The organism is Roseateles sp. AC306, assembly GCF_979253795.1.
This window is the reverse complement of the sequence record NZ_CEEDEB010000002.1, coordinates 674,174-686,893: the sequence shown is the minus strand read 5'-3', so window position 1 is coordinate 686,893 and position 12,720 is coordinate 674,174. Positions and strand designations below refer to the sequence as shown.

The 12,720-nt window shown below is 65.5% G+C and carries 13 protein-coding genes; all 13 read right to left on the bottom strand.

Annotation, left to right across the window (positions count from 1 at the left end):
* Positions 1-3 precede the first annotated feature (3 nt).
* Genes AC0IZJ_RS07845 through AC0IZJ_RS07785 form a run of 13 tightly spaced genes read right to left on the bottom strand, consistent with a single transcriptional unit; the run spans position 4 to position 12,710 of the window.
* The gene (locus AC0IZJ_RS07845) at positions 4-780 is read right to left on the bottom strand and encodes an AglZ/HisF2 family acetamidino modification protein (RefSeq protein WP_471848352.1); all 777 of its coding nucleotides are present in this window, start codon (positions 778-780) and stop codon (positions 4-6) included.
* Between the two features lies 1 nt (position 781).
* Positions 782-1,414 carry an imidazole glycerol phosphate synthase subunit HisH gene (gene hisH, locus AC0IZJ_RS07840; RefSeq protein ID WP_471848350.1) on the bottom strand — a complete coding sequence of 211 codons (633 nt, stop codon included), beginning with the start codon at positions 1,412-1,414 and terminating at the stop codon, positions 782-784.
* Positions 1,411-2,895, bottom strand: a complete 1,485-nt coding sequence (locus tag AC0IZJ_RS07835) for a hypothetical protein (RefSeq protein WP_471848348.1) — start codon at positions 2,893-2,895, stop codon at positions 1,411-1,413. The genes hisH (AC0IZJ_RS07840) and AC0IZJ_RS07835 overlap by 4 nt, the downstream gene beginning before the upstream one ends.
* Positions 2,892-4,157: a lipopolysaccharide biosynthesis protein gene (locus AC0IZJ_RS07830; RefSeq protein ID WP_471848346.1), complete on the bottom strand. Its 1,266-nt coding sequence runs from the start codon at positions 4,155-4,157 to the stop codon at positions 2,892-2,894. The genes AC0IZJ_RS07835 and AC0IZJ_RS07830 overlap by 4 nt, the downstream gene beginning before the upstream one ends.
* A complete protein-coding gene (hisH, locus tag AC0IZJ_RS07825; protein ID WP_471848344.1) occupies positions 4,157-4,825 on the bottom strand; it encodes an imidazole glycerol phosphate synthase subunit HisH in 669 nt (222 codons plus the stop codon). Before hisH (AC0IZJ_RS07825) ends, AC0IZJ_RS07830 begins: the two co-directional genes overlap by 1 nt.
* Positions 4,822-5,583, bottom strand: a complete 762-nt coding sequence (hisF, locus tag AC0IZJ_RS07820; RefSeq protein WP_471848342.1) for an imidazole glycerol phosphate synthase subunit HisF — start codon at positions 5,581-5,583, stop codon at positions 4,822-4,824. The genes hisH (AC0IZJ_RS07825) and hisF overlap by 4 nt, the downstream gene beginning before the upstream one ends.
* Complete coding sequence (locus AC0IZJ_RS07815) at positions 5,580-6,893, bottom strand: N-acetyl sugar amidotransferase (RefSeq protein ID WP_471848340.1); 1,314 nt, start codon at positions 6,891-6,893, stop codon at positions 5,580-5,582. The genes hisF and AC0IZJ_RS07815 overlap by 4 nt, the downstream gene beginning before the upstream one ends.
* Before the next feature lie 13 nt (positions 6,894-6,906).
* Entirely contained in the window at positions 6,907-7,581 is a 675-nt protein-coding gene (locus AC0IZJ_RS07810; protein ID WP_471848338.1) for an acylneuraminate cytidylyltransferase family protein, read from the bottom strand.
* A 14-nt stretch (positions 7,582-7,595) separates the two neighbouring features.
* Positions 7,596-8,645 (bottom strand): nucleotidyltransferase family protein, encoded by a 1,050-nt coding sequence (locus AC0IZJ_RS07805; RefSeq protein WP_471848336.1) that lies wholly within the window; start codon positions 8,643-8,645, stop codon positions 7,596-7,598.
* Positions 8,642-9,298: an acetyltransferase gene (locus AC0IZJ_RS07800; RefSeq protein ID WP_471848334.1), complete on the bottom strand. Its 657-nt coding sequence runs from the start codon at positions 9,296-9,298 to the stop codon at positions 8,642-8,644. The genes AC0IZJ_RS07805 and AC0IZJ_RS07800 overlap by 4 nt, the downstream gene beginning before the upstream one ends.
* Positions 9,295-10,371: an N-acetylneuraminate synthase gene (neuB, locus tag AC0IZJ_RS07795; protein ID WP_471848332.1), complete on the bottom strand. Its 1,077-nt coding sequence runs from the start codon at positions 10,369-10,371 to the stop codon at positions 9,295-9,297. Before neuB ends, AC0IZJ_RS07800 begins: the two co-directional genes overlap by 4 nt.
* Positions 10,372-10,383: 12 nt before the next feature.
* On the bottom strand, positions 10,384-11,547 hold the full coding sequence (gene neuC, locus AC0IZJ_RS07790; RefSeq protein WP_471848330.1) for a UDP-N-acetylglucosamine 2-epimerase: 1,164 nt from the start codon (positions 11,545-11,547) through the stop codon (positions 10,384-10,386).
* Positions 11,544-12,710 carry a LegC family aminotransferase gene (locus tag AC0IZJ_RS07785; protein ID WP_471848328.1) on the bottom strand — a complete coding sequence of 389 codons (1,167 nt, stop codon included), beginning with the start codon at positions 12,708-12,710 and terminating at the stop codon, positions 11,544-11,546. Before AC0IZJ_RS07785 ends, neuC begins: the two co-directional genes overlap by 4 nt.
* Positions 12,711-12,720: the final 10 nt, after the last annotated feature.

Here is a 12,720-nt window from a genome sequence, read left to right as displayed (position 1 = left end):
TACTCAGTTGTTCTTGCTATTGCGGAAGGCTTCGGCAATTGCGGCTTCTTCAGGATAGGTGATCAGAACCGCGCGGTGCTTTCCTTGGAAGACGAACAAGCTGCCCGCCGCCGCCGACGCGGCATGCCCCTCGTTGATGACCTGAATCATGTCTGCCAGGCTGCCCGCACCGCCGCAGGCGATGACGGGGATATGCACGGCCTGCGACACCTTGCGGGTCAGCGCGACGTCGTAGCCCTGCATCGTGCCGTCGCGGTCGACGCTGTAGACCATCAGCTCGCCGGCGCCCGCCTGCTCGGCGCGCCTTGCCAGCTGGACCGGGTCTTCCTTGGTGTTGACGCTGGCGGAATTGACGTATCGCTCGACGCTGCCGAAGAGGCTCTTCTTGACGTCGATGCCGACGACAATGCTCTGGTTGCCGTAGATCTTCGATGCCTGCGAGATCAACTCGAGCGGCCCGACGGCTGCGGAGTTGATGGCGACCTTTTCGATGCCCAGCTTGAACAGCCTCTCGATCTGCGCCAGCGACGTGACGCCGCCGCCATAGCACAGCGGCACGAAAGCCTCGCTGACGATGTCGGCGATGAGTTCGAAGTTCGGGCCGGTGCCGCGGCGGTGAACGTCGATGTCCAGCAGGATGAGTTCGTCGACCGCCTTGTCGTTGAATATCCTGACCGCGTTGATCGGGTCGCCGATGTAGGTCTCGTTCTTGAACTTGACCGTTTTGTACAGGCCGCTGCCCTTGAGCAGCAGCGTGGGGATGAATCGTGCGCGCAGCATGTCAGCGAATTCCCTCGACGCTGCCCGAGGCGGCAAAGTTCCGCAGCAGCTGCATGCCAAAGCGGTGGCTCTTCTCGGGATGGAACTGCACGCCGGCGATGTTGTCCCGGGTGATGCCAGAGGCGAACTCGACGCCGTGCGTCGTGCGGCTCAGCACCGACTCCGGTCGGTCGGCGGTCATGAAGTAGGAGTGGACGAAATAGAAGCGCGCAGGTCTGTCGAATCCCGCGAATAGCGGATGAGGGGCCGGCGGCTGCGCCAGGTTCCAGCCCATGTGGGGTACTTTGTAGTCCGGCCGGTCGATGGCCGGGAAGCGCCGCGTGTCCGCGTCGATCCAGCCTAGTCCGGGCTCGGCACCCTCCTCGCTGCCGCGCGTCAGCAGCTGTGCGCCCACGCAGATGCCCAGGAGCGGCAATCGGCGCTCCTGCACGAAGGGATGGAGCGCGTCGGCGAATCCGAGCTGGCGCAGGTTGCGCGCGCAGGTGTCGAAGTGTCCGATGCCCGGCAGCAGGATGTGGGTGGCGCCGTCGAGTTCATCCGGTTTCTCCGCGACACGCGTGGCGACGCCGATGCGCTTGAACATGTTGACGATGGAGCCGAGATTCGCGGTCTTGTAGTCGACGATGACGATCATGATCCGGTTCCGAGGATGACTTGCAGGGCGCCGGGAAGACGCGAAGGTGTGGGAGCGGCAAGCGACCCGGCCGGGCGTCGATGTCGACCGGGCAGCGCGCGCAGGAAGGCATCTCCGTCCGCTACGCGGACCGCAGCACCGCGGCGGATGTGTGCTTCGAAGAGCTGCTCGCCGTAATCGGACCACACCACCGATGGGATGTCGAGAAGCTCTGCCTCGATGACGGTGCTGGAGCTGTGGGTGGCATGCAAGGCCGCTTCTCGCAGAAGGACCGGCAGCGGCAACGACGTGGCCGCCTCGATGTTCCAGTGGGTCACGCCGTGGCTGGTCAGGAGGGCCTCAATCGCGACGCGGTCATGCATCGCCAGCGGATGAAGCCGGAGCCACCAGGCGACGTCGGGCTGCCGTTGCCAGGCTTGCAGCATCGGAGCCAGCGACGACGCCGACGTGAGGTGCGGCTGCAGTGTGACCAGGATTGCGGGCCGCCCGCCAGCGTCGATCTGCAGCCGCTCCAGCATCTGATTTCCCTGACTGGGTAGGCGCATCGCGCCGGTTCGCCAGGCTTCCATGAACGGATGGCCGCCGACGAAGGCACTGTGCCGGGCATTGCCGTGCATCACTGCCCACCGCTGGACGACGCGGGCGTCATCGTCGGTCCAGCACCAGAAATACGTGGGCAGCAGCGTGAATCCCCGCGCAGGCTGGACTTTCCAGTCTGCATAGGCCATGTTTAGATCGCCCGTCACACCGTGCTGCACGTCAATGGAGGCCACGCCCGCACGATGGGCCGCCAGGACATACGCATAGCCGCCCACGTCGTAGTAGCCGACAACGAACACCGCCTGTACTTGCTCACGTCGCATGCGGGTCTCGAGGGTCGAGGCCAGCGAGAGTACGGCGTTGGCCATGGCATCGAAGCGTCTCGCGCTCAGCGCCGGCAGTTCGATCCCCGCAAGCCGAGCGACCTGTCCGATCCGCTCAACGAGCCGATCGTGTCTGCGGTCCGGCAGCAGTGCGGCGCGCAGCGCGCCCGAGAGTTTGGCGCGGTGCGTCATGGGCATCCACCAGCGCGTCGGCGTGGCACTGCGACGCCTGCCGGGGCTTCCCCGGTCGATCAGCACCGAGTTGATACCGAGGCCGCACAGCGCGGCGTGGAGTGGGCTGCAGAAGCGTTCGACCTGGTCGTCGCCTAGCGTGGCGAAGGAGATGCCGTCCGAAACCAGCCAGACCCGGGCGGCGCCGGCCGCCAGGGCGGGCGCGGCTTCGCATGCGCGCAGCGCAGGGCCGAGCTTTGGCGTGCGCCGGCCGCCGGCCACGGGTCCAGCCTGGCCGACGAACAGTAGGCGATAGAGCTCGAGGCGGTAGAGCGGCCAAAGATGCACGTCGTCGACGCGCCAGTCGGGCGCGTCGAGCTCGAGTCCCTGCTCGATGGTGAGGATCTGCGCCGCGATGCTGCGCGCGTCCAGCGTTGAGGCACTCATGCGGCCACACCCTTGCGGAGGGCGCCGAACCATGGCATCGGCGAGATATTCTGGGCCGCTATCCACGTTGCCAGCCAATAGACCGCTGCAGCGACCAGCGCGGAGAAGCCGGCACCGTCGATCCCCCAGCGCGGCACGCAGACCAGCAGCAGGGTGACCTGAAGCGCGGCGGTGCACAGCGTGATTGCGGACAGGACACCGGTTCTGCCGTGATAGAAGAGGTAGTTGGTGACGAAGTAGTACATGCCGGAAAAGGCAGCAGCGGGCGCCAGCCAGCGCATCGCCGGGATGGCTGCAAGATAGCGGTCGCCGGCCACGAGCCCGATCAGCCAGGGCGCCGCCATCGCCCACAGCAGCGCCGCCAGCATCAATGCAGCGTTCAGCATGAAGGTGACGCGCACGATGTCGACGGCCGACTTTCGCGAGGGCGATGCCAGGCGACGGTAGATCCAGGGCACCCAGGCCTGGTTGATGGCAGCTGCGCCGACCGTGATGACAGCGCAGATCTGGAAGGCGGCAAAGTACTGGCCGGAGAGCTCCGCCGTGCCGATGTGCGACAGGAGCAGGCGGTCTGCGCCCGCCATGACGGCGCCGGCAATGGAATGCGGCACGAGCGGCAGACCGAAGCGCAACATGGCGGACAGCGGTGCAGTGCCTGCCGAAGGGGCGAACATGCCTTCGCGCTGCAACAGGTACAGGGACGATACGGCCATAGCAGTGACCGCGGCCAACTGCCCTAGCGCGCGCCCCGACCAGTCCATGCCGGCACCGCACACCAGCAAGACAGACGTCGCTGCCCATCCCATGGTCACGCCAATTTGCAGCATTGCATAGCGCATGGGCTGCTCCCGCGCCTGGAAAACGGCCATGCCCAGTGAGACCAGGAATTGCGCAACCGCGATGAACGCGATCGTCCAGGCCCACTTGCCGGGAAGTCCTGTCAGCCGCTCGAAGGTGTGGGCCAGCGCGAGGCTGGCCAGCAGCAGAGGCAATCCGGTCAACGCGACGGTCCGCACCGCGCTGCGGGCGTATGCGGGCACGGCCTGCGGCCCATCACGGAAGTGCACCACGCTGACGATGCCGTGCACGCTCAGCCCCGCCAGCACGGTGGCGATGTTGATCAGCGCGAGGTAGACGCCGACCTTGCCAAACTCTTCCGGCCCCAAGGTTCGGACAAGAGGCGGCAGGGCAAGGAACGGGACGATCGCGTTCGTTGCCGCCGCACCCAGGTAGATGCTGCCGCTGCGCAGGAAGGAGGCCACTACGCGGTCGCCGTCGGGCCTGGAGCGCTCAGGCTGATGAAACCGCCGACTATCTTGAGCCCGGCCGGGCCGCTCTTCTCCGGGTGGAACTGGCAGCCATAGACCGCACCGCGTCGAATCGCGGCCGAAATGCGGTGACCACCGTGGACGCAGTAAGACAGCAGATCCGCCGGATCGTCGAGTTCGATGGCGTATGAATGCACAAGGTAGACGGAGCTTTGCGGCGCCGTGTCCTTGAGGATGGTGTTGCGCCAGTCGCCCGTGTCGGGGCGTTGAAGCACGCTCCAGCCGATATGCGGTGTTTTCAGCGGCGAGCCGTCTACCGCTACGCGCGATATGGCTCGAACCCGGCCCGGTATCAAGTTCAGCCCTTCGTGCTCGCCGAATTCCTCGCTGGCCGAGGCTAGCATCTGCATACCTAGGCAGATGCCCATGAGCGGGCGGCCTGAGGCCGCATAGCGGCGAATCGGCTCTATGAGACCCCTCTCCCGCAGGCCCTGCATGCCGTCCGCAAAGGCACCGACACCTGGCAGCACCAGTCGTTCGGCCTGTTCGATCGCGCTGGCGTCATGCGCCAGTGTCACGACCGCGCCGCAATGCTCGAACGCCCGGCTCACGCTCAGCAGGTTGCCAACGCCATAGTCGATGATGGTTACTGTCTTGCTCATACGACTCTCACGTCCACCCCGGCCGCCAGCGCCGCAGCCCTGACGTCGCTGAGCGTGGCCCGGTTGTAGTGAAGAATGTCTGCCATGGCCACGGCATCCGCCATGCCTTCGCGCACTGCCTTCACCGCATCGCCCGGGTTGCCCATGCCGCCACTGGCGATGACGGGCACCCGAACAGCCGCCGTGACCGCGGAGATGAGCGCCAGGTCGAAGCCATCGCGCGTGCCCTCCTGATCCACCGAGGTCAGCAGGATCTCGCCCGCGCCCAGTTCCACACCACGTCGGGCCCATTCGACGACGTCATGCCCGGTCGGCTCGCGGCCGTTGTCGGTGTAGGCCTCCCAGCGGCCGGGTGCCACCCGCTTGGCTTCGATAGACAGGACCATGCATTGCGATCCGAACTTGCGCGCAACCTCGCTGATCAGCTCGGGGCGCTTCGTCGCTGCAGTGTTGATGCCGACCTTGTCGGCACCCGCCCGCAGCATCTCCCTCACGTCGTCCACCGAGCGCAGGCCACCTGTCACGGTCAGCGGGACGAAGACGTCCTGCGCAGCGCGCTGAACGATATCGTGCAGGCTGTTGCGCCCGTACAGGCTGGCAACGACATCGACATACAGCAATTCGTCCGCGCCCTGCTCGTAGTACTTGCGCGCGTACTCCTGCGGATCACCGATCACACGCAGGCCTTCCAGATGGATGCCCTTGATCAGGTTCTTGCCTTTGACGTCGAGGCGCGGGATGAGCCGCGTGCGCATCATGCAGTCGTTTCCATGCCATCCCACGGCGTGTGGCGCAGCTTCCATTCGCCACCGTCGACCTTCCACAGGTGCGGCGAGCGGAAGCGGTCGCACAACGCGAGGAATTCCTCGCGGGACATGCTGATGTACTCGAGGAACTCCTTCTCGTAGCGCGCCGGATATTCACCCTCGTAGCGGCGCATCAGCGCCATCGCCTCGTCCTTGTTGATGTGGTGGTTCCGGATCTCCTGGGCGGAATCCATCATCGTGCGGCCCACGCCGAACTTGATCCAGCGCGTGAAGTAGAAGAAGCCGTCCACCTTGTCATCAAGGCTGTTGTACTTGGAATAGGTGCCTTCGGTGCGCAGCGGGTTGGCTTCAAACCCGGTGTTCTCGACGGCGTAGTAGTAAGCCTCTTGGGGAACCCACCGCTTGTAGTAGCCGAGATACTTGAAATCGATGCCCTTGCTTCGCAGCACGGCCGGGTCCATCGGGAGGTAGCTCTTGAGGTCGGCCATCGGAACGCCCTCGTCCAGATACTCGCCGATCGACTTGCCGCCGAGCAGCACGTCTCTCACGTCCTTGCCGGCCAGGTAGTCCAGCGAGAAGCCTTCGCTCTCAGCCTTGCCTTCCCCACTGTCGTAGCCCGTCGTCTTGTGCGAGATCTTTTCGCCGTACTCGCCAGGCATCTCCCCGTAGAAGATGAGCGGGATGTTCAGCTGGGCTGCCATCTTCGCCACGAAGGTCTTCTGGCCAAGGATGAATGGCTGGAAGGGGTGCAACAGATTGATCGTTGCGTTGCGGGTGAGCAGTCGGTGGATCTTGCCGTTGGGCGTGTACAGGAAATTGTCGAAACCGCCGACGTGCAGCCAGTTCTGGAAGTTCTTCCAGCCGATATCCGTGTACAGGTGCGGCGACCACGTCACGGTCAGCGGGTGCATGCCGTACTTGTACTTGAGCAAGTGGGACTGCATCGCGCTGTCCTTGCCGCCACTGCCGCCGACGATGCAGTCGTAGCTGCCGTCGTCCTTGCGGAAACGGTTGCAGAGTTCGATCAGCTCCCGCTCGCGTTCGTCCCAGTCGATCTCGCCGTCTTCCTTGAGCATGTTGAAGCGGCACGCGTGGCAGATGCCCTCTTCATCGAAGCTCAGCGTTGTCTTTGTCGAGTCCTTGCCGTGCGCGTACTCGTTGCTCGACATTGGCTGCTGGTTCGACATATTGCAGGCCTTGCAGAACGCCACGTAGCGCGGCAGGCCGTAGTAAACCTCGAGGTCCTCTTGAGGCTTGTCGAAGCGGCTCAGGTCAGTGCTGGAGTGCGGTCCGATTTTCATGGTCTTCCTTCGTTCAATTCTGTCGCTGAGGGCGCAATAGATGTTCTGCCGCACGCAGATCGGTCGGTGTGTCGATGTCAATCGAACGTTCGGCCGGCATGGGATAGGCGACGGTCTGGGTGGAAATGAAGCTGCGATGCGCGCGCAGCCAGGCGATGTCGGCGGCATAGACGGCACCGTTCAGGCACCAGGCGCTGGGGAGGTCCTGCCGCCGCAGCGACTGGCCTTGAGGAACTTCAGCGAAAGCTGCCAATTGGTGGTGACCATCGATGCGGAAGGTCAGATAGGGATGGTCCTGAGCCGGGCGGACGCTGACGCTTGACGGTGCGCCCTTCAATAGAGCTAAGGCGGCGTCGATGTCTGCGGCCGTACGCAACGGCGACGTCGGCTGCAAGAGTACGACTACGTCGTAACCCGGCAGGCGGTCCAGCGCGTCGAAGACGGCGTCCATCGTGGACGCCTCGTCGGTGGCCAACGCCGCAGAGCGTATGAAGGGCACGGTAGCGCCGCAGCGTCGGCCGACGTCAGCGATCGCGTTGTCGTCAGTGCTCAGGACCACATCGTCGACGTACGTGCTGGCGCGCGCGGCGTCGATAGTCCAGGCGATCAGCGGCTTTCCCGCGAGGTCGACGATGTTCTTCCCGGGAATGCCCTTGGACCCGCCACGGGCAGGGACCAAGGCGAGCACCCTGCGATCGCCTATCACCTGAAAACCTCATGGAAGTCGTTGTTGGCCTGCTCGAAGTCGGCAGGGCGGCCTATGTCCAGCCAGTAGCCGTCCACGTGGTGACTACGCATCTGCAAACCCTGACTGATGGCGGATTCGAAGAGCGAAGGCATGTCGAAGAAGGCGCCTTTTGGCACCAGTTCCAGCATGCGAGGCGATAGAACATACATGCCTGCGCTCACGACGAAGCGGTGGACGGGTTTTTCCTCAATGCCCGAGATGCGGCCTTCAGCTTCGCGCACGACGCCGAACGGCACCTGCATCTCGTACTTGCGCACGCCCATCGTGGCGTCCGCGCGTTCGGCGACGTGGTGGTCGACCATCGCACAGTAGTCCTCCTTGGTCAGGAGGTCGGCATTGGTCACGATGAAGGGGCACCGAGGCAAACTCGGAAGCAGGCTGAGCGCGCCTGCCGTGCCGAGACGCTGCTCCTCGCGCAGGTAGTGAATGTGGATGCCGAACTGCGAGCCGTTCCCGAAGTGCGCCTCAATCTGCTCGGCCTTGTAGTTGACCGCCAGATAGAAGTGCCGGAAGCCTTGCTCGGCGAACGAACGGATGATGGTCTCAAGGATGGGGCGCGAACCCACGTTGAGCATTGGCTTGGGCGTCTCACGCGTCAGCTCCTTGAGTCGAGATCCGAGGCCACCCGCCATGATCACGACCCATTCCTCGCGCTCCGGCGCGTTGAGGAAATCATCGACGACCTCCAGGCCCACCACGCGCCGTTCGGCATCCACCACGGGCAATTGGTGCAGCCCGAGCCGCTTCATCAGGCCGAGGCGCGTTTCGCGGTCGTCCTCGGAGCGGACGACGGTCGGCGTGCGGTGCATCGCCTCGGACACGGGATCGGTCAGCGCCAAGCCGCGCAGCAGCGCGCGCCGCGCGTCGCCATCGCTGAGCGTGCCGAGCAGCCGCTGCTCTTGATCGACGACGAGCGCCATCTGGCAGCCGACGTCATCAATGGTCTCGAGTGCCCGACGGAGCGTCGTGTCGGGCGCGACCAGTGTGCTTTTCCAGTTCTTCATTGCTTTATCTTGAGACGCCTGGCGGGCACGCCGGCGACGATCGTCGAGGCGGGCTGATCGCACACCACGGCGGCGCCGATACCGATGAGGCACCGATCGCCCACGTTCACGCCCTGCCGGATCGTGGCACCGGCACCGATATGCGCATGCTCACCGATCCGCACGTCTCCGCACACCACCGCACCTGGAGCGACATGCGACCAGCCGCCCACGCTGACGTCGTGTTCGATCACTGCGCGGCTGTTGACGATCACGCCTGCCGCGATTGATGCACCGGGCTGCACGATGGCGCCGGCCAGGACCTGTGCGTCGACGGCCAAGTGCGCACGGGGGGACACGATGGCTGACGGGTGGCGCACGGCCACGAACGACCAGCCGCGCGACGTCAATTCGTCCTGCACGCGCCGCCGCAGCGCTGATCCACGGACGTCCACCATGCCCAGGCCGTTGGCGAGACGCACGGCCGAGGTGTCGTGACGGGCCAGCACATCGTCGCCGCCGAGCACCGGCAGACCGAAGTGGGTCCGGCCCCAGGCGGCGGGGTCCGCATCGGTGAACCCGATCACCGTGGCGCCTGCGCACAGCAGTGCGTCGGCCACGACGCGCGCGTGGCCGCCGGCGCCTATCACGATGATGGCCTGTGGCGAGGTCATGGCTCGATCAGTTCGTCGGCGTCGTAACCGCGCCGAGCGGCGCGGTCTGCCAGGAACCAGATGTCCATCGGCGAAATGCCGTCGCCAGGGCGCTTGAAGGCCAGCTTGTCCAGCGTCAACGCCTCGCCGTCAGCGATGGGCACTGCCGCCACGATGCTGCGCCGGGCCACCTTGCGGTTGGGCAGCTCCTCCGGCGCCGGTTGCTTGATGCTGCTCCCCAGCGCCTGCTCGACGTTGCGGATGGCACGCACGAGTTGCGTGAGTTCCGCCGGCTCCAGCGATGCGACGTGGTCGGGGCCGGGAAGCGAGCGATCGAGGGTGAAGTGCTTCTCGATGACGGTGGCGCCGCGCGCCACGGCGGCGATGGAGACCTCGATGCCTAGCGTGTGGTCCGAGTAGCCCACCGGAAGCGCGAAGGCGTCGCGCATGGTGTCCATCGCGCGCAGATGCACCGAGGCCGGTGCCGCCGGGTATTGCGTGACGCAGTGCAGCAGCGTGACGTGCTCGCGCAGCGCCTGACGGCCCTCTGCGCTCGAGTAGGCCGCATCCAGATCGGCCTGCGACGCCGGTAGGCCTTCGCGCGTTAGTCCGAAGGCGATCACGGCCAGTGCACGTTCGATGTCGCCCAGCGTGGACATTCCGGTGGAGACGATCAGCTTCTGGCGCAGCCGCGCGGCCTGCAGCAGCAGCGGGCCGCAGGTGATGTCGCCCGACGGAATCTTGACCGCCGGCATGCCCAATTCGCCGAGCATCGCCAGGCTTTCCGCGTCGAAGCCGGTCGACATGAAAGCGATGCCGCGCGCGCGGCAGTGCTCAAGCAGCGCTTTGTGGTCCTCGGGCTTCAGCTCCAGCCGCTGCAGCATGGCGAGCTGGCCGCCGTCTTCTTGGGTGTTGTCGATCTGGTACTGGGCCTTGCGGGCCGACGCGGTAACGAGGTGCTCTGCCTTGAAGGTCTGGAACTTGACGGCATCAGCCCCGGCATCGGCGGCCACGTCGACAAGCTGGCGAGCCAGGTCCAGCGACCCGTTATGGTTGACGCCGGCCTCGGCGATGAAGAACACGGAATGGCTCACGGCAGGCTCTTTTCAGGTCGAGGGGATCAAGTGGAACTGCTTTTTGAGCAGCGATTCGCCGAGCTCGAGATCAAGCAGCGCCTGAACGATTCGGCCGGAGGATCGACCGTCGCCATAAGGGTTCATGACGCCGGTGCAGTCGAGCGTCCATGCGCGGTCCAGGGCTGCGGCAATGCTCTGCGCCTGCGGCTCGCAATGCAGGACCGAGCTTGCCGCGAGCCGGCCACGCTGGCGGTCACCGATGTTGACTGTCGGCCGCTGGAACGACGGCGCTTCGTACAGGCCGCTCGACGAATTGCCGACGACGGCGTCCACGAAGGACATCAGGCTCAGGTAGCGCAATTGCCCCAGCGAGGCGGAGACACGCGCGTTAGGCCGCCCTGCGGCCCAGTCTTGGAGATCTGCGGCCAGGGCCCGGCCGCCGGTATCGGCGTTTGGCAGCGTGAACCAGCAAACGGTGTCCTCGTCCAGGCCTTCGAGCACCGACAGCAGCTCCTGCTGCTGGCGCTGCCCTTCGCCGGCCTCAAGCGTGACGGGATGGAAAGTGATCAGGAGATTGCGCCGACCCAACGGGGCGCCGAGCGATTCGACGAGCGTCGCGCGATCCAGCAGCGGGCGCCGGCGCAGATGGTCCAGGCCGGGACTGCCAACCAGGTGGACATGCGCGGGGTCCTCGCCCATCTGGCGCACGCGGGCCGCCGAGGAGTCAGTGGTCACCAGATGCAGATGGGACATCTTGGTGATTGCATGGCGAATCGCCTCGTCAAACGCGCCTTCGGTGGTATCACCGCCCGCGATGTGCGCGATCGGGATGTTATGGATCATGGCGGCCTGCGTGGCGGCCATGATCTCGAACCGGTCACCCAGCACGAGCAGGACGTCGGGCGCCAATCGCGCCAGCGCGTCAGACATGCCCATGAGGCCCAGGGCCATCGATTTCGCCGTGCTGCAGCGCGTGTCGCCCGACAGTAGCATCTCGACGCGCGCCGCGATAGGCAGGCCGTCGCGCTCGATTTCCCGCACCGTCAAGCCGAACTCCGGCGACAGGTGCATGCCGGTCACGATGAGTTGCAGCTCGACTGCGGCGTGGTCCTCCAGATCGCGCAGGATCCAGTAAAGCAGCCCGTACTCCGCACGGCTGCCCGTGACGACGGCGATCTTCCGGCGCTCGCTCACGCCACCCCCGGGATCAGCTGCGGGCTGCTCGGCAGATTGACGATGCGGCGTCCCAGGTCGTCGGCCGCCGGCGTAGCCATGCGCTCGCATGAGGCGTACATCGGCAGCGTGTAAAGCAGCTCCCAGACAGGCCGAGTCATCTGCCCGTGCGCGTTCGTCAATGCCAGGATCTCATCGCGTTGCTCAGCCACTTCGTGGGCCAGCAGCAGCGTCTGCAGCCAGTAGTTGGCCTTGGTGCCCGGGCGCTCGAGGAACACGCTAACCTCCGGCACGTCGCTGAAGGCCTGGGCGTACTGCTCGGCCAGCAGGCGCTTGGCTTCCAGGAAGCCGCCGATGCGCTCCAGTTGCGCGCAGCCGAGTGCCGCATTCAGGTTGGGCATGCGGAAGTTGTAGGCCACCTCGTCGTGGAAGAAGGCCCATGCGTGCGGCTGCTTGGCCGTCGTCGTCAAGTGCTTGGCCCGCTTGGCGAGGGCGCTGTCGTTGGTAATGATCGCGCCGCCGCCGCCGGTGGTCACGATCTTGTTGCCGTTGAAGCTCAGCATCGCGCAGCGGCCGAAGACGCCTGTGTGGCGATCGCCGATCCAGCTCCCCAGCGATTCGGCAGCGTCCTCGACGACCTCCAGCCCGTAACGCTCTGCCAACACCATCAGCGCTGGCATGTCGACGGGATGTCCGAAGGTGTGCATCGGCACGATCGCGGCGATGCGGCGGCCGCTGCGGCGGTTGAAGCAACCCTCGGGCCGAGCCTCGGCCACTTCGCGCAGGTAGGCGTCCAGTTGTTCGACGTCGATGCCCAGCGTGCGCCGGTCGCTGTCCACGAAGTGCGGCCACGCGCCGACGTGGCGCACGGCATTGGCCGTGGCCACGAACGACAGCGCGGGCACCAGCACCTCGTCGTTCTGCTTGACGCCAACTAGCTCCAGCAGAATCTGCAAGCCTGAGGTGCCATTGCTCACCACCACGGCGTGTGCAGCACCCGTGAAGCTCGCCAGCTCGCGTTCGAAGCGGTTGACGTACTCACCCACCGAAGACACCCAGCCGGTCTGGATGCACTCCGTCACGTACTTCAGTTCGTTGCCACCAAAGGTCGGCTCATGGAGCGAGACCTTTGGCGCACGCGTGACGCGCTGAACGCGCTCGAGAACGGTGGCTGCGAGGGACATGCCGATCCTG

Coding starts and splice junctions, on each gene's coding strand:
- AC0IZJ_RS07785 (WP_471848328.1), bottom strand. CDS start 12,710: ATGTCCCTCGCAGCCACCGTTCTCGAGCGCGTTCAGCGCGTCACGCGT.
- AC0IZJ_RS07815 (WP_471848340.1), bottom strand. CDS start 6,893: ATGAAAATCGGACCGCACTCCAGCACTGACCTGAGCCGCTTCGACAAG.
- AC0IZJ_RS07805 (WP_471848336.1), bottom strand. CDS start 8,645: ATGAAGAACTGGAAAAGCACACTGGTCGCGCCCGACACGACGCTCCGT.
- AC0IZJ_RS07835 (WP_471848348.1), bottom strand. CDS start 2,895: ATGAGTGCCTCAACGCTGGACGCGCGCAGCATCGCGGCGCAGATCCTC.
- hisF (WP_471848342.1), bottom strand. CDS start 5,583: ATGATGCGCACGCGGCTCATCCCGCGCCTCGACGTCAAAGGCAAGAAC.
- AC0IZJ_RS07845 (WP_471848352.1), bottom strand. CDS start 780: ATGCTGCGCGCACGATTCATCCCCACGCTGCTGCTCAAGGGCAGCGGC.
- hisH (WP_471848344.1), bottom strand. CDS start 4,825: ATGAGCAAGACAGTAACCATCATCGACTATGGCGTTGGCAACCTGCTG.
- hisH (WP_471848350.1), bottom strand. CDS start 1,414: ATGATCGTCATCGTCGACTACAAGACCGCGAATCTCGGCTCCATCGTC.
- AC0IZJ_RS07800 (WP_471848334.1), bottom strand. CDS start 9,298: ATGACCTCGCCACAGGCCATCATCGTGATAGGCGCCGGCGGCCACGCG.